This is a genomic window from Pseudophaeobacter flagellatus (assembly GCF_021228235.1).
In the GTDB taxonomy this organism is placed as follows: domain Bacteria; phylum Pseudomonadota; class Alphaproteobacteria; order Rhodobacterales; family Rhodobacteraceae; genus Pseudophaeobacter; species Pseudophaeobacter flagellatus.
This window is the reverse complement of record NZ_JAJQRG010000017.1, coordinates 1-15,988: the sequence shown is the minus strand read 5'-3', so window position 1 is coordinate 15,988 and position 15,988 is coordinate 1. Positions and strand designations below refer to the sequence as shown.

The 15,988-nt window shown below is 60.1% G+C and carries 17 protein-coding genes and 2 pseudogenes; 4 read left to right on the top strand and 15 right to left on the bottom strand.

Annotated elements, in window-relative coordinates:
* Positions 1–139: 139 nt before the first annotated feature.
* Genes LRK71_RS19995 through atpD form a run of 9 tightly spaced genes read right to left on the bottom strand, consistent with a single transcriptional unit; the run spans position 140 to position 6,633 of the window.
* Positions 140–994 carry a F0F1 ATP synthase subunit gamma gene (locus LRK71_RS19995; RefSeq protein ID WP_232405723.1) on the bottom strand — a complete coding sequence of 285 codons (855 nt, stop codon included), beginning with the start codon at positions 992–994 and terminating at the stop codon, positions 140–142.
* Positions 991–2,514, bottom strand: coding sequence for a F0F1 ATP synthase subunit alpha (locus LRK71_RS19990; protein WP_232405722.1), 1,524 nt, complete (start codon positions 2,512–2,514; stop codon positions 991–993). The genes LRK71_RS19995 and LRK71_RS19990 overlap by 4 nt, the downstream gene beginning before the upstream one ends.
* Positions 2,504–3,241 carry a F0F1 ATP synthase subunit delta gene (locus LRK71_RS19985; RefSeq protein ID WP_232405721.1) on the bottom strand — a complete coding sequence of 246 codons (738 nt, stop codon included), beginning with the start codon at positions 3,239–3,241 and terminating at the stop codon, positions 2,504–2,506. The genes LRK71_RS19990 and LRK71_RS19985 overlap by 11 nt, the downstream gene beginning before the upstream one ends.
* Before the next feature lie 4 nt (positions 3,242–3,245).
* The gene (locus tag LRK71_RS19980; RefSeq protein ID WP_408636026.1) at positions 3,246–3,494 is read right to left on the bottom strand and encodes a F0F1 ATP synthase subunit C; all 249 of its coding nucleotides are present in this window, start codon (positions 3,492–3,494) and stop codon (positions 3,246–3,248) included.
* Positions 3,491–4,198, bottom strand: a complete 708-nt coding sequence (locus LRK71_RS19975; protein ID WP_232405720.1) for a F0F1 ATP synthase subunit A — start codon at positions 4,196–4,198, stop codon at positions 3,491–3,493. Before LRK71_RS19975 ends, LRK71_RS19980 begins: the two co-directional genes overlap by 4 nt.
* The gene (locus LRK71_RS19970; protein WP_232405719.1) at positions 4,195–4,500 is read right to left on the bottom strand and encodes an N-ATPase subunit AtpR; all 306 of its coding nucleotides are present in this window, start codon (positions 4,498–4,500) and stop codon (positions 4,195–4,197) included. The genes LRK71_RS19975 and LRK71_RS19970 overlap by 4 nt, the downstream gene beginning before the upstream one ends.
* The gene (locus tag LRK71_RS19965) at positions 4,482–4,781 is read right to left on the bottom strand and encodes an AtpZ/AtpI family protein (RefSeq protein WP_232405718.1); all 300 of its coding nucleotides are present in this window, start codon (positions 4,779–4,781) and stop codon (positions 4,482–4,484) included. The genes LRK71_RS19970 and LRK71_RS19965 overlap by 19 nt, the downstream gene beginning before the upstream one ends.
* Positions 4,778–5,188: a F0F1 ATP synthase subunit epsilon gene (locus LRK71_RS19960; protein WP_232405717.1), complete on the bottom strand. Its 411-nt coding sequence runs from the start codon at positions 5,186–5,188 to the stop codon at positions 4,778–4,780. Before LRK71_RS19960 ends, LRK71_RS19965 begins: the two co-directional genes overlap by 4 nt.
* Entirely contained in the window at positions 5,185–6,633 is a 1,449-nt protein-coding gene (gene atpD / locus LRK71_RS19955; RefSeq protein ID WP_232405742.1) for a F0F1 ATP synthase subunit beta, read from the bottom strand. Before atpD ends, LRK71_RS19960 begins: the two co-directional genes overlap by 4 nt.
* Positions 6,634–6,959: 326 nt before the next feature.
* Here atpD and LRK71_RS19950 point away from each other — a divergent pair.
* From LRK71_RS19950 to LRK71_RS19935, 4 genes and pseudogenes are all read left to right on the top strand, one after another.
* A pseudogene (locus LRK71_RS19950) lies at positions 6,960–7,094 on the top strand (IS110 family transposase); the annotation flags it as partial.
* 409 nt (positions 7,095–7,503) lie between these two features.
* Positions 7,504–8,184: a DUF1236 domain-containing protein gene (locus LRK71_RS19945; protein WP_232405716.1), complete on the top strand. Its 681-nt coding sequence runs from the start codon at positions 7,504–7,506 to the stop codon at positions 8,182–8,184.
* A 300-nt stretch (positions 8,185–8,484) separates the two neighbouring features.
* Positions 8,485–8,697, top strand: coding sequence for a hypothetical protein (locus LRK71_RS19940; protein WP_232405715.1), 213 nt, complete (start codon positions 8,485–8,487; stop codon positions 8,695–8,697).
* A 241-nt stretch (positions 8,698–8,938) separates the two neighbouring features.
* Positions 8,939–10,297 (top strand): OmpA family protein, encoded by a 1,359-nt coding sequence (locus LRK71_RS19935; protein WP_232405714.1) that lies wholly within the window; start codon positions 8,939–8,941, stop codon positions 10,295–10,297.
* A gap of 63 nt (positions 10,298–10,360) precedes the next feature.
* Here LRK71_RS19935 and LRK71_RS19930 read toward each other — a convergent pair.
* The 6 genes and pseudogenes from LRK71_RS19930 to LRK71_RS19905 all read right to left on the bottom strand — a co-directional run.
* Positions 10,361–10,669, bottom strand: a pseudogene (locus LRK71_RS19930) (transposase); the annotation flags it as partial.
* A gap of 830 nt (positions 10,670–11,499) precedes the next feature.
* Complete coding sequence (locus tag LRK71_RS19925) at positions 11,500–12,765, bottom strand: NAD(P)/FAD-dependent oxidoreductase (RefSeq protein WP_232405713.1); 1,266 nt, start codon at positions 12,763–12,765, stop codon at positions 11,500–11,502.
* Positions 12,766–12,785: 20 nt separating this feature from the next.
* Entirely contained in the window at positions 12,786–13,514 is a 729-nt protein-coding gene (locus tag LRK71_RS19920) for an amino acid ABC transporter ATP-binding protein (protein WP_232405712.1), read from the bottom strand.
* Positions 13,511–14,164, bottom strand: a complete 654-nt coding sequence (locus tag LRK71_RS19915; RefSeq protein WP_232405711.1) for an amino acid ABC transporter permease — start codon at positions 14,162–14,164, stop codon at positions 13,511–13,513. The genes LRK71_RS19920 and LRK71_RS19915 overlap by 4 nt, the downstream gene beginning before the upstream one ends.
* A gap of 28 nt (positions 14,165–14,192) precedes the next feature.
* Positions 14,193–14,945 carry an ABC transporter substrate-binding protein gene (locus tag LRK71_RS19910; protein ID WP_232405710.1) on the bottom strand — a complete coding sequence of 251 codons (753 nt, stop codon included), beginning with the start codon at positions 14,943–14,945 and terminating at the stop codon, positions 14,193–14,195.
* 37 nt (positions 14,946–14,982) lie between these two features.
* A complete protein-coding gene (locus LRK71_RS19905) occupies positions 14,983–15,753 on the bottom strand; it encodes an IclR family transcriptional regulator (protein WP_232405709.1) in 771 nt (256 codons plus the stop codon).
* Positions 15,754–15,988: the final 235 nt, after the last annotated feature.

Here is a 15,988-nt window from a genome sequence, read left to right as displayed (position 1 = left end):
AGCCGAACTGGCCGATGTCATGGCGCCGGCCGAACCAAAGCGGGCGGGTGCCACACCTTGGTCAACGACCAACATGACGCAAACCGCGCCCCCCTGTGCTGACGCAGATCAATAGGAGGCTACGATAGCCCCGTAGCGCTCACCTTGCGTCGCGCGCGGACGCCGTGCCGGTCCCCAGTTCGATGATTTCGGCTGTGATCGCTTCCTGTCGTACCTGGCGCAGAGTCGCCTCGAATGCGCCCAGCTCGCGCGTGATCTGGCTGCCTGCGGCGGACATGGCCTCCATTCTAGCCTCGTTCTCTGCGGCAAAAGCATGAAGCGCCGCCTTGCACACCAGGGCATGGAGATAGTCCCCGCTGAGACTGTTGATCAGGGCGTCGGTGGGTAGCTGGGTCAGCGGACGTGTCGTTCCAGGCGGCGGCAGGGCCGACAGATCGACCGGCAACAGAACCTGCCGGAGGACTTGAGGTCGCCCGGACGCCCATCCGGCATGGATCATATCCATACGCTCAAAACGACCCTCGCCCAGGCCGCGGTAGATCGCCTTGGTAATCTGATCGGCCAGTTTCGGGATGCCGGGCGTGTGCGAGGACATTGGCGCAGACCACACAGGATCGAGCCCACGCGCGGCGGCGATCGACTGACCACGGGTGCCGATCAGAAACAGGCTGGTGGTCGACAGGTCGTCGTCGATGCTGTCCAGAACGCGTTCACTGAAGGCCCCGGCAAAGCCCTGTTCGGCGCAGAACACCAGAAGGCCGGTGCCGCCGTCGACGTGACCGTCGGATGGCGCGGCCGGTGGCGCGGGACTAGCGGGGCCAAGCGCATCGGAAATGGCGGCGGCAATGGTTGCGGCATAGCTGTCGACGGCTTCTATCTCTGTGCGGGCGGTGTTGGCGCGCGCGGCGGCGATGCCCTTCATCGCGTTCACCACGGCCCCCAGCTGGCGTATGCCGTCGATCCGGGCGCTGACATCGGCAAGCCGTTCGGTCATGTCGTCGGCTCCGTATCGCCAAGCTGCGTCGCAAGGCGGGTCATCGCGGCCATCAGGGCGGCCCGTGCCGCATCGTCCATTTCCCCGGTCTCGGAGATGGCACGCAGGGCATCGCCGGCGTCCCGGTTCAGATTTTCCGGCAGTTGATTCCGAAAGGCGGTCACCGCATCAAGCGGCAGGGGGTCCAGCAGCCCCGCCTGCACGGCGAGCAGCAGCGCCACCTCATCGGCGAGGCGCAGCGGCGCATTCTGCGGCTGACGCAGGATTGCGCGGATCCTTTTCCCGCGTCTGAGTTGATCGCGCACGCGACCTTCTGGCATGCCGCCGAACCGGGTGAAGACCTCGAGTTCCAGAAACTGCGCATAGTCGAGCCGCAACGTGCCAGCCGCCTCGCGCAGCACAGGCGCCTGGGTCTTGCCGCCCACACGGCTGACGCTCAGCCCCACGTCCACAGCCGGTTTCTGCCCCTGATGGAACAGAGCCGCATCCAGCACGATCTGTCCGTCCGTGATCGAGATCAGGTTGGTCGGGATATAGGCCGACAGGTTCCCAGCATCGGTTTCCGCAATCGGCAGAGCCGTCAAAGACCCCCCGCCACGCGCCTTGGACAGCTTGGCCGCCCGTTCTAACAAGCGGGCGTGGATGTAGAACACATCCCCCGGATAGGCCTCGCGCCCCGGCGATTGCCGGGTCAGAAGGGCGATTTCGCGGTGGGTGGCGGCGTGTTTGGACAGATCGTCGATCACCACGAGGGCGTGACCGCCTTGGTCGCGGAAATATTCCGCCATCGTGACGCCCGCATAGGGCGCGATCCATTGCAGCCCCGGCGCGGATGCGGAGCCCGCGACTATCACGATGCAACGCGCGAAATTCCCATGCGCCTGCAGCGCGTCGATGGCGCGGCGCACGCTGGATGTCTTTTGCCCCACGGCGACATAGACGCAGATCATGTCGCTGTCTCGCTGCGCGATCATCGTGTCGATGGCCAGCGTCGTCTTGCCGGTGGAATGGTCCCCGACGATCAACTCGCGCTGGCCCCGGCCAAGCGCGAACAACGTGTCCATCACGAGTATTCCGGTTTGCACCGGCTGGGTCACGAGATCGCGTTCGATGATCGACGGCGCCGGGCGCTCGATCGGCCACCGCTCTTCGGCCTCAATTGCCCCCTTTCCGTCCAGCGGGCGGCCAAGTGGGTCCACGATGCGCCCAAGCAGCGCGTCGCCGACAGGCACGCTCACCACTTCGCCGGTGCCGAAGACGGCATCTCCCGCCTCGACCTTGGTCGCGGCGTCAATGAATACGCAGCCAATCAGATCGGGGTCCAGAACCCGAGCGAACCCGAATTGGCCGCCCTCGAACCGCAGAACCTCGTCCAACCGCACGTCGCGCAAGCCCGAGATCATTGCGACACCGTCTCCGATCTCCTCGACACGGCCCCTGTGTTCGGGTCTCGGACCCAGTGCCGCGCGACGCACGGCGCCTTGCGCTGAGGTGAACCAGTCTGGCGCGTCAGGCGGCATTCTCGACCTCCTTCAGGATATTCTCCAGATCGGCCCGCCAGCTGTTGTGCAGCACGAAATGCCCGCTGCGGAGTTCCAGTCCGGCGATCAGGTCGGGATCGGTGACAAGACGCACACTGGGCGTGCCGCCCAACGCATCCTTTACCGCTTTTTCGATTTTGGCCCTTTCCGCGTCTTCGGGGTCTGTCGCGGTGACGATCTCGGTGCCATCTGCCGAGGCTATCAGCGCCGCGCGATCGGATGCAGACATCTCCGCGATCGCCTCGACAAGTTGCGCAAGGAAGGTCGCCTGAACCGCAGGCGTATTGAACCGGCCCAGAAGCCGGGCTGCAATCTCGACCGACAATTCGGCGGCCCTCGTTGCGTTCTCTTTCCGCGCGGTGTTTCTGTCGCGGTCAATGGCGGTGCGCGCGGCAGCGATCAGGGCATCTGCCTTGGTTTGAGCATCCTTCAGCGCGGCCTTCCCAGCTGTGTCTGCTGTCGCTTTGGCCTCGGCAAGTATGGCCTCGCGTTCGGCCGCGAGGCCGGCGCGGGTCTCAGCGACCTCTGCAAGCGCAGCATCGGCCTTCGCTTGTGCTGTCTTGCCTTCCTCCAGCATGACCTGCGCCGCGTCCTGCCGCCGGGTGATGGCCGCGGCAACCGGACGCCAGAACACGCGGCTGAGCAGCCAGACGAGGATCAGGACGTTGATGGCCTGAAGGCCCAGTCCCCACCAATCGAGGGTCATGCGCTCATGCCAGTAGCGGGTTGGCGAAGAGCAGCAGGAGCGCGATCACCAGACAGTAGATAGCTGTCGTCTCGATCATCGCAAGCCCAACAAACAGCGTGCGTGAGATCGTGTTTGCCGCATCGGGCTGACGGGCGATGGCTTCCATCGCGGCGGCGACCGCGCGACCCTCGGCAAGGGCGGGGCCGATAGCGCCAAAGGCCACGGCAAAGGCCGCGCAGAAAATGCTGGCAATGGCAGCGTAGTCCATCATGTATCCTTTTTCTTTGGGGTAAGATCAATTTTTGCGGAGTTGGGTGTGCCGTCCTCGACCGCAGAGGTAATGAACACCATCGCCAGCACCGCGAAGATGTAGGCCTGAACCAGCCCGGTCAGCAGATCGAGCGCCATCAGCGGGATCGGTACCAGCAGGCCCGCCAGCGAGGCGACGATGCCGATGACAAAGACCCCGCTCATTACGTTGCCGAACAGGCGGACGAACATGGAAAAGACCCGCGTCAGGCTTTGCAGGATGTTCAGCGGGATCATCACCGGATTGGGCGCGGCGAAGGATTTCAGCCAGCCGCCCACACCGCCCGCGCGTATGCCGAACCAGATCACCGACAGGAACACCAGAACGGCGAGGGCGGCATCGGTTTCAAGCTTTGTGGTTGGAGGGTCGATGCCCGGCACAAGCGAGGACCAATTCGCCACGAGGATGAACAGAAAGAGCGTGCCGATGAACCCGCGATAGGCTGTGGGCGCCGCGCCTGTCGTCTCGGTAATCTGGGTGTCGAGTGTGGTGACCATCAGTTCCAGCGTGGCCTGCCGCCGCGAGGGCCGCAGTTCAAGCCGGCGGGTCAGGGCAAAAGCCCCGATCACAAGGATGGCCATGATCGCCCATGTCGTGACAATGGCTTGCGTGATTGGAACCGGCCCGATCTGGAACAGGATGGTGGAGTCTAGTGGCGAATTCATGGTTGGATTACCTGTAGGTTGCGCAGCATGATCCACCGGGCGCAAAGAACGCCCGCAAGGGCTGCCAACAAGGCAAGGCCGCCTGCCAGCACGGCGATGAAGAACCCGGTTGCCAGAAGCGAGATGCGCGCGAGGGTCAGAACGATAGCGCGAAGGGGTTTGCCTCCGCCCACGATCAGGTTGGCAGTCTCACGGAGTGCGCGAAAATAACCATATCCGATGAATAGCCCACCCAGAAAGCAGACCGGAAGGAGGGCGATTAGCGGGAGAGCGGAGAGATCGGTCATCGTGCGTTCATCCATTTCCAAGCGGTCCAGCCGCCTATGCAAAGCCCGAGCAGCATCATCGGGGCGCTCCAGAAGATGCCTGTCTCAAATCGCGCATCGAGCCAGCGTCCGAAGAACAGGCCTGCCAGGGTCGGCACCACGAAGATCCAGCCCAGCACGCCGATCTGCGCCAAACGTCGACCGACGGACATGTCGCCTTCGCGCAGCCACTGTGCGCGGCGGCTGCGATGCTTGCGGATTTCCTCGACCAGAGGATCGGTCTTGTCCTTGTCCTTGTCCGGGGGTGCGCTGGTCATCGGAATTGCCCCGCATCCGCGCCCTGGCGCAGTCGGCTAATCATCTGGCGGACCGCGTTCATCTGGAGGCGCATTGTCTCGACATGTTCGACCCGTTCCTCGTCGGCGTCGGACTGGAAGCGCGCCAGAACCTCCGTATCCAGCGTGGCCAGATCGTCGCCCGCCACGGCCTCACGGGTGGCGATCGCGACGGTGTTACCGCCGGTCACGGTCAGCACCCCGCCGCGCAGGGCGCAGAACCGTTCGACCCCGGCAGAGGTCCAGCTGAGGATGGAAACCGAAAGCGCGGTCAGGAATGGGGCGTGGCCGGGCCAAATGCCGAAGCTGCCGCTGGCGTCCTGCGCCCGCAAGCTGTCGGCATCTTGGTCCACAACGATGGACAGGGGGGTCACGATGCGCAATCTCATGCCGCTTCCCCGGCGTCGGCGGCCTCCGAGGCATTTGCGGCGGCCTCTTTCTTTCTTGCGTCATCCAGCGTGCCGACCATGTAGAGCGAGCTTTCGGACCACGCGTCGGCTTCGCCGTCCAGAATGGCGCGGCACCCCGAGAGGGTCTCGGTGAGGGGCACGCTGGCGCCCGGCGTACCGGTAAAGGCCTCGGTCACCATGAACGGCTGGGTCAGAAACCGCTGCAACCGCCTTGCGCGTTTGACGATCAATCGGTCGGCGGTGCCCAGTTCCTCGACTCCCAGCAGCGAAATGATGTCAGTCAAGTCGCGGAACCTTGCCAGTGCCTGCCGGACCGCCTCGGCAGTCTGGTAATGCGCGTCGCCAACAACCAGCGGATCGAGCAGCATCGATGACGAGCCCAGCGGGTCAATCGCCGGATAAAACCCCTCGGAGGCCTGGGCGCGGGACAGCATGATGACGCAATCCATGTGCCCGGAAATCGTGGTCACTGCGGGATCGGTAAAATCATCGGCAGGCACATAGACCGCCTGAATGGCGGTCACGGCGGAGCCCGCCACAGAGGCAATACGCTCTTGCAGGCCAGCTACCTCGGTCGCCAGCGTTGGCTGGTAGCCCACGCGCGAGGGCAGGCGGCCCAGCAAGCTCGAGACCTCGGCCCCGGCCTGGACGAAGCGGAACACGTTGTCCATCAGAAGAAGGACGTTCTTGTGTTTCTGGTCGCGGAAGTATTCCGAAATCGTCAAGGCTGTCAGCGGAGCCCGCCAGCGCGCTCCGGGTGGCTCGTTCATCTGGCCGTAGACCAGCACGGTGCGCTCCAGCACGCCCGAGTCCTGCATTTCGGTCAGCAGCTCATGCCCCTCGCGTGATCTCTCACCAACGCCCGCGAAGACCGAGGTACCTTCATATTTCTCGACCATGGCGCGGATCAATTCCATCACCAGAACGGTTTTGCCCACGCCTGCGCCGCCGAACATCGCGGCCTTGCCGCCCTGAGCCATCGGCGTCAGCAGGTCGATCACCTTGATCCCCGTCTCGAACACGTCGGTGGCGCCAGTCTGGGATTTCAGAAGCGGTGGCAGGGCATGGATCGACTGGCGCGGCGTATCGTCAGGCAGGGCAGGCCCGTCATCCTGCGGATTGCCCACCACATCCAGAAGCCGCCCAAGGACGGATTTGCCCACGGGCACGGTAACCGGCCCGCCGCTGGACTGAACCAAAACGCCACGGGCAAGGCCTGCGGTGGATTGGAACGCCACCGCGCGGACTGTCTTTTGATCGAGGTGGCTGTGGACCTCGAGAGTGAGGACGGTCGGGCGGTCCCATTTCACGATCAGGGCAGAATTGATCGGTGGCAGGTCGGAACCAGCAAAGACCACATCTACAACCGCGCCCCGGACGGCATGCACAACACCATCGAGAGGTAAGCCGCAATCATCCACCATTGCGCCGGTCCCGACGCGGGTGGCGTCCATGTTCGGTGTCGGATCTGTGATGTTGGGTGTCAAATGGGGCCTCTTTGCGTGTCTGTCGCCAACAGCCAGCCAGAAAAAACAGCCTGCGGGGAACACTTGAAAGAAGCATAGAACGCCGCGCGACGGTGGGCACTAACCTGCATCAATGCGACCACCACTGACGTTTGCCACACAGGGCGTATGCGCCGCACCGGCTTTGGTCAGCACGAACAGATCAATCCGGAAGAAGGCATTCAGACATAAGAGACATCAGCATAGGATAGCTTAGATGTCTATTTACAACGGTAGGCCTTGATCTGGCCCAAAACATCTTTCAGGTGCATGGGATTACATCAGACGGGACGGTTGCGTTCAATCGCGCGCTGCGACGACCACAACTTTTGGCGTTTTTCGAGAAGCTGGAACCGTGCCTCATCGGCATGGAAGCCTGCGGGTTGATAGTGCCTCAAGTGCCGCGACCTTCTGTGGTCAGCAGACGTCTTGTCCCACGTTCGCTTACCGATTCTAATCGTCAGATTAGTTTCTGGTTGTCGTGGGTTCCTCTTTTGCGGGACCGTCCGAGATATGAAAACGCACGAGAGCTAAGGGGAGTTTGGGGACCGGTACTCTCGTGCGCATCAAAAAATATACTGATAAAATCACCCACCAAACATAAGGTAGATAAATTCATCTTAATCGACAAACCTCACCTGCATACTTACGCAGATCAGTTGCACGGCCCTCAGATATGATACTAAAAGCTACGCGGAAAAAATCCGACGCTGGAGACAAAACTCTCTAAGCAAGCGACTTAGACGGACCCTATATGGGACCGGGCCGCTGAAACTTAAGGACATTAAAATGAATGTACGCACCCTTGGGATGGTGTCAGCGATAGCTATGTCTATTGCTGCGCCCGCACTTGCCCAGACAGCAAAAGCCGTTGCCGCCACTGATCTGAATATCCGGTCCGGCCCCAGTCCTTTCTTTGACGTTATCGGCGTCATCCCGGGCGGAACCGAGGTCGCTATTGATGGCTGTCTTGATACCGCTTCTTGGTGCAAGGTCGCATTCGATGATCTGGCCGGTTGGTCATATTCAGACTATCTTGCCGTCGGGGTCGAAGATGTCGCCGTAGCACTTTCAACGCGCCCAGACACGGTGACCGTTAATACCGTAACTTACGAAGACACTGTGCAAACGCAGAGTGACCAAAACACCGGCGCAGCCGCTGGTGCAACGATCGGTGCTCTTGCAGCTTACGCCCTTGGTGGGCCGATCGGCGGGATTATCGTCGGCGGCATACTCGGTGCAGGGGCAGGGGTTGCTGTTGTTGAACCCAGCGAAACGACCGTTACCTATATCAGCCAAAATCCGGTGGAAACGGTCTATCTGGAAGGTGAAGTCGTTGTTGGCGCCGGATTGCCCGAAGTAGTGACGACCTATAAGTTACCACAACCCGAGCTACGCTATGTGGCCGTCAACGGACAAACGGTGGTCATTGATGCAGAGACGAACAAGATCGTCCGAGTCATTCGCTGACACTTCTGAAATCTGGTATTTCCTCATGGCCCAGGCACATATTTGACGCCCGGGCAGACGCGTTTTTTGTGCGGTGCCGACACTTCATGTAGATCACTCCAGCCGAATCCCTAAATCTCAGCGAAGTAGATCTTTGCCGCTTTTTGTCAGGTTACGCCTAGCGCAAGAAGCTTCATCTTTCATGATCTTGGCACAGAGGTTCCCGTGGGCTGTTCAAATTCGTGGCTTAGTCCCGCCTAGCGGCTATTTGGACCAAGAAAATGCTGCGTGATCCTCGAATGACCTGTGTGGATTCGGATCATGGAATACAACTACGTGACGACTGCCGCGGATGCCCGCGCTGCCGCCCGTGATATGCAGGGCCTGATCGAATCCCGTGCCGAGACGATCTGCCTTGAGGGTCGGGGGATGTTCGAGATGGGCGCGACCCTTCGCAACAGTTTTGAAGATCGCAACGGCAATCTGTTCCAGAGGGGCTATCTGCAGCCCGAGGATTGCCGGAAGTATTTCTGAGCGACGCTCGTCGTCCCCGATTGCGATGATGCAAGCTGTGCGGGTCCAAACAATCGCAGCAGGCACTGCTTTGGGATAACAACGTGTCGTGAGGTAAGGGGTATAGTGGGTTTGTCATTACCGATTGTCATTCACGTACTAAAAATTTCATCACCACGAACGCATCTGCGTTCTGGCCGGTTGTTCGACCTTCAGCAGGTCGCCCATCGTCGCGTCAGCCGCGAAAACAAAGGAAGAACCGATGTCTATCGCACCACTCAAGACCACGACGGCGCTTGTTGCCACCCTGTCCATGCTGCTGCCGCACCCCACGCTTGTCTCCACCGCATGGGCGCAGGAGGCCGGGTTGCTGTGCCTTGACGAAAGTGAACCACCCTGCCCCGAGGGAGAGCCGGAAGTCGGCTCGACCCCCGTGGAACGGGCAGAATTCGCAGTGATAAAAGCGGCGGAAGAAGCTGCGGCGGCAGAGGCCGAGACGCAAGCTGCGGAAGACGCTGCGGACCCTGAGACCATCGTTCTGATCGATCCGACCATTCCCGAAGCGAATGAAACGCAAGCGGCTGCAACGCCGGAGAGTGCCGCAGAACCTCAGGAGGTGGTTGAAGAAACGCTCGACGCGGCGTCGGTTCGATCAAGTGACCAGGATTTTGCAACCGCCATCGATGGTGCGGCTGCGAGCGCTGCTGAGGACAGCGGGCGCAGCGGGTTGAGCAATTTCGAAAAGGCTCTCTTGCTGGGTCTCGGGGCGGTCGTCGTCGGATCCGTCCTGCGTAATGGCGACCGTGTTGTCGCGAACACGGGCGACCGTGTTGTCGTCGAAGGCCCGCAAGGACTTTCGGTGTACAAGGATGATGATGCGTTGCTGCGTGAGCCCGGTGCGGTAATGCGCACTGAAACCTTTGCCGACGGGTCTTCGCGCACCACGCTTGACCGGGTTGACGGATCGCAGGTCATTACGATCAGCGATTCGCACGGACGGGTGCTGCGCCGTGCAGCCATCTATCCCGATGGCACGCAATACGAACTGTTTGACGATCTGCAACCGGAGCCGGCAGTCGATGTGCGCCAACTGCAGGCGACGCGCCCGATTCCCCGCAGCCTCTCAGTGGCGGAAAACGATCTCGCGGCCTTGCGTGCGGCGTTGCGTGAGGAAATGGCCTTTGACGCGGGCCGGACATACAGCCTGCGCCAGATCCGCGAGATCGAGCAGGTGCGCAGCCTTGTTCCGGCGATTGATCTCGATACGGTGACCTTCGCGACCGGCTCTGCCGCGATCTCGGCGACGCAGGCGCGTAGCCTTGTGAGACTGGGCATCCTGATCGAGGAATTGCTGCTCGAAAACCCGCGTGAGGTTTTCCTGATCGAAGGTCATACCGACGCTGTGGGAAGTAAGAGTTACAACCTAACCCTGTCGGACCGGCGCGCGGAATCGGTGGCATTGGCCCTAACCGAGTCTTTCCGCATCCCACCAGAAAACCTGATCGTTCAGGGATATGGAGAGTCATTTCTCAAGGTGCAGACGGAGACAACCGAAGAACGAAACCGCCGCGCGACGGTGCGCCGGATCACACCCTTGTTGCGCCAGATCGCAGCGAACTGATACTATCTGTCGACGGTGGCGGGGGGCAGATCAATGCTTAAGGTGCAAAATTACGACTGCTGCACGGCTTTTCCGCCCCGCCAGGAGTGTCTTTCGCTGCTTTCGACCGGGGATACAGGCCCGTATCCCTTTGTCTTTCAACGCTTCTCGGACACAATCGGCATCATAACCGCGATACCCGAGTAATCAATCGACGTTCGGCAGGCTGCTGAGCAATGCTCGTTCGCCGATGTAATCGCTCACCTGTCCGGCGGTCACGAACAGGTTGAGCGGTCGCCCCTGGCTGTCGCAGATGGCATGGAGCTTGGTGTTCATCCCGCCTTTGGTTCGCCTGATCAGACGTCCATGCCCCCCTTTCCTAGCAGTGATAGACAACTGCATTATGGCGCATTGCGACGCCGGGGGGGGGGGAGGAGCCATCCACCCCATCCGGTTCGACGGGCCGCGCCGCAGCATCACTGTGTGTCGATGAATGTCCGAAATGGGCCGGTAGCAGTCGTCCGCAAGCGAGATGGATCCGCGCTACCCTGGCAGACTGCTCGCAACGGCAGCTCTGTGCAGGAAGCGGCCTTTGCAAAGTCGCCATAAATCAGCTGAGGCGTGGGGCAGTCCAAGCGATCCCCCTGTTAAAAGTAGTCATTCATAACACTTCAGCTTGGGTCCAATCTGAGTCCATACCCCTTGTGCCTCAATATCGGAAGATTATCGAAGATGTGGTGGGTGCGACAGGATATAGAGGTTCTCAGGAGCTGTCATGCCTCTTCCAAAGCTTCCTGCAATTCGTGATCGGCGCGGGCTCTGAAGCACAGGCCGCATCCTCGGGCAAGAGCCCCCGTTGCTCCCAAAGCATGATTGGGCCAATATCGGCATTTGCCATGCCGTTCTTTTCAGTTAGCCGCATCCTCGACAGTAGTTCGTCTGAACATATTCTGTCTGCCTCGTTGGGTTCGTACTGGACCCAGTGTAGATGGCGGGGATATAAATCGAACCTTCCTTGCTCAGGCAGATCGATGGCATCTTTCGGCAAGAACTGCTCGGCGAAATCTTTCGCAGGATTGGAGGCGACAAGTCTGCCATCCTTGCGGGGATAATGAGGTTGGCGTAATGGGCGGCGGCGCTGAGATCGTGCGGGACGACGACAGTTCTGCGCTGGTCTTAGACGGAAAGGGTGTGCAGCCCGTCCGCCAGATTGCCGCCCAAAGTCAGATCAGGTCCCTTAGCTTATAATAAGCCACAGTCGCAGCCACATATAGTTCCCGCAGTTCATGAAGCGGAATGGTGCGAACCGGCGTGACTGGCAGCGGCAAAGCGTTGCGGTCTCCGGTGGCCACGTAATCAGCTAGCCATTCGCCCATGCGGCTTTGCAGGGCCACCCCGCGCCCCTGGCAGCCGACCAATGAAATCAGGCCCTGCTGCGGCTCGTGAAAATGCGGCAGGAAGTCTTGTGTAATTGCGACACGCCCCGCCCACCGGAACTCGATTGGCTGGCCTGCCAACTGCGGAAAGGTCTTGTGCAGCATGCGCACCAGATGGGCAAAGCCTTGATCCGAGACAGGATTCTTGAAGCTTCCACGCCCCCCCATCAGCATACGATTTTCGCGGTCGCGCCGAAAATAGGCCAGCAGCCGACGCGTGTCCGAGGCAACGATACCACCAGGCATCACCTCTTCGGCCTGCCCTGGCGCCAACGGCGCAGTTGCAACTTGGAAACTGTTGGCGGCAATATAGCTGCGCGCAATTCTTGGGATCAGCCCCCCCGTATAGGCGTTACCGCAGAGCACGACCTTGCGCGAACGCAGGACGTGACCGCCTTCGGTCACGGTGCGCCAGCCCGCGCCGTCAGGCTCGACACGTGTGACCTTGGTTCCGGTCGAAATCGCGCCCCCTTGTGACAGCATGGCTGCGGCCAATCCACGGACGTAGGACAGCGGCTGCACACTGCCTGCGCGACGGTCAATCCAGCCGCCATGGTAGCCCTGAGCGCCAAGGCGCTCGACCACTTCCTCGCCGGTCAGAGGGGCCACATCGGCACCTTCTTCGGCCCATTGGCGGCAACGCTCATGGGCCTCGCTTAGCCCGGCCTTGGTATGGGCAGGTTGTATCCAGCCGACACGCGTGTCGTCGCAGTCAATCTTGTAGCGGTCGATCAGTTCGAACACCTTGGCTGCCGTGTTGCCAAAATCGGCCACGGCACGGGCACCGGCCTCGGGGCCGAACATCTTGCGCAGTTTTTGAGGGTCGTACTTAATCCCCGGGATCACCTGACCGCCATTTCGCCCAGAGGCGCCCTGACCGATCTCTCCCGCTTCCAGAACGTGGACGCTTTCGCCGAGTTCTGCCAAGTGCAGTGCAGTGGAGAGACCGGCAAAGCCACCGCCAACAACGACCGTGCCGACCTCGTCGTTTCTATCCAGCGCCGAGGTCTGGGGGGCGGCTGTTGCAGTATGAGCCCAAAGGCTCGTTGACATTGGTGTCATGTCCATCGGTGTCATCGCTCCAGAACACGGCGCAGGAAATCCTGTGTCCGTTCATGTTGGGGATTGGTCAGCACCTGTTCGGCTGACCCATTTTCCACGATGCGCCCCTGATCCATGAATAGAACCCGGTCGCTGACTTCACGGGCGAATCCCATCTCATGCGTCACCACAAGCATGGTCATCCCCTCGTCCGCGAGGCCCCGCATCGCCTCAAGCACCTCACCGACCAGTTCGGGATCCAGTGCGGAAGTTGGCTCATCAAACAGGATCGCCCGTGGCTGCATGGCAAGGGCACGCGCAATGGCAACCCGCTGCTGCTGTCCCCCGGAAAGGGAATCGGGATAGGTATGTGCCTTGGCATCTAGCCCCATTCGCGCAAGCAGTTCATGCCCCATCTCGATGGCTTCGCTGCGGGCCATGCCCTTCACGTGGATTGGTCCTTCGGTCACATTTTCCAGCGCCGTGCGGTGCGGGAAAAGGTTGAACCGCTGAAACACCATTGTGACTGAGGTCCGCAGGCTCCGGATGTCTTTCGAGCGTGCATCCACCAGATTGCCATCAATGGTGAGACGCCCTTCCTCGTAGGTTTCCAGACCGTTCACGCAGCGCAAAAGCGTGGACTTTCCCGAGCCGGAGGCGCCAATCAGGCAGACCACCTCACCCTGTTGCACTTCGCAATCGATACCCTTGAGGACTTCAAGTTCACCAAAACGTTTATGAATATTTTCAAGCCGGATCATTTCTTTCCGAACCTCCGTTCGAGATAGCCCGAAAGAACGAGCAACGGGACGCTCAGAACCAGATACATCACGGCGACGAGCGTATAGACGGTCATGTTGTCAAATGTTGAGGCGGCCAGAAGCTTGCCCTTCATAGTCAGTTCGGCGACCGTGATGACCGAGGCCTGAGAGGTGTCTTTCAGCAGCATGATCATGGTGTTGCCGTAGGGGGGCAGCACCGTGCGCACGGCCTGCGGCAGGATCACCCGCCGCATCATCAGTGGCCAGCCCATGCCGATGGAATGCGCCGCCTCGATCTGCCCCTTGTCGATCGCTTCCAGTCCGGCGCGGAAGTTTTCTGCCATGTAGCAGGAGTAAGCGAGCCCCAAACCGAAAGCGCCAGCTTGAAAAGCGGACAGATCGATACCGAATTCCGGGAGAACGAAATATATGTAGAATAGTTGAACCAGGATCGGAATCCCGCGCACAGTGTTCACCACTGTCTTGGAAATGAAGACAAGCGGCCCAATTCCAGAGTAGCGCATCAATGCCCAGACCAGTCCCAAGAGGGTTGCGATGACAAGTGCTGTGATGGTGAGGGACACCGTGATGCCAACCCCATTCAACAGGATTGGCAGGTAGTCACCTGATTTTTCGATGAAATCATTCATATGGAAACGTTCTCCCGAAGACCTGGCCTTACTGCAGGCCCCATTTCACTGCGATCTCGCCAACGGTTCCGTTGTCTTTCAGCACCTGCAGAGCAGCGTTGACACGCTCCAGAAGCTCGGTGTCGTCCTTGCGGACCCCAATCGCGATCGAGCCTTCGAACTGGCTTTCATAGCCTTCCACGAACTTGATGTTCTGGTAGGTGCCCTGGGACATCTGATAGGATACGATCGGCTTATCGCCGACGCCAACGTCAATGCGGCCACGGTTCACTTCCGACAGGATGTCGGCGAGCGAGTCATAGGCGCGGACCTCTCCGATACCGTCGATTTTCTGCAGGTTTTCAAGGTAGACCGTGCCTTGCTGCACCCCGATGACCTTTCCTTCAAGGCCACTGAAACCACTGCCGATTGTTCCGGTGAAGTCCTTGTTCACGATGAGCCCCTCACCATAGGGCATTACCGGGTCTGAAAAGCTGATGACCGCTTCACGGGCGGGGGTAATCAGCATCGCTGCGGAAATCAGGTCGATGCGATCGGAATTCAACGACGGAATCAGCGACGAGAAATCGACGGCATTCACATCCGCTTCAAAACCTGCTTCCTCACCGACCGCATGGATCAGGTCGACCATCATGCCCTCGATCTGGCCGCTTTTGGCATCAAGGAAGGTAAACGGCACACCCGTCGCGGTGGAGCCGACTTTATAGGATTCTGCGGATGGGGCAGTCGCGATAAAGATGGCAGCGGCCGTAAAGCTGACAAGTTTTTGGAATTTATTCATTGTAGTCTCCTGTTGGTTGTTTTTTTGAATTTGGATATCAGACCGCCAGCGATGAAATCGCCCGCGCGGTATGGATCAGCGAGGGCGCCCAACGGTCCTCAAGGGTTTGCAGCGACCAACGGCTTGTTGGGCCAGAGATGTTGATGCAGCCAACCGGATGACCATCGACACCGGTGACCGCCGCCGCGATGTTCAGATCGCCAAGGTAGAATTCCTCAGAGGAGGAGGAGAACCCGCGTTCCCGGGTCTCGGCAAGGCGGTCAAGGATCTCCCCCGGGTCGGTCAAGGTGCGGGAAGTAAAGGCACGCCCAGCGGTGCGATGCACGATCTCTTCTGCTTCGGCGGGGTCTATTCGGGCAAGAAAGGCGCGCCCGGTTGCCGAGGCTGCCATCGGAATACGCGTACCAATTGGCATATGAATGAAGGACGATTCATGGCTGGTGAACCGGGCCAGGAAAACCATGTCATCACCAACCCGGCGGGACAGGTTCACGCTTTCCTTGCTGGAGTGGTTCAGGGCGGCCAAATGGGGATTGGCCCTTTCGATCAGCGGGTCTGATGTCAGGTAGATCGAGCCAATTTCAAGCGCGCCGGGCGCCAGCCTCAAGCGCTTGCCCTCATCCTTCACCAGATATCCCAACACTTCGAAGGTATGCACATAGCGTTGTGCTGCCCCCATGGTGAGGCCGGAAATGCGACTGATCTCGGTCAGGCTAAGGCTTTCATGCCCGCGAAACGCGCGCAGCACGTTCAAGCCACGATCGATCGCATCCACGAACATCCTGTCTTGCACATCGGGTTTCGTCATCGGCACTCCATATCGCTCTGCGATAAAATAAATCTCATAGCGATATCGTGTATCTAAAGCCGGCCTTATGTCAAGCTCGACTGTGGCCACGCATTCGCGAAATATTTCCCCAAAGCATGCGTAATTGGGCTGACCCTGATTTGAGGTCGAGCTCCCGTTAGGATCGCAGGATATCTGTGAGCAAGGGAGATAGACGATGGAGTATTTTGCCGGACTGGATGTGTCGCTGCGGTCA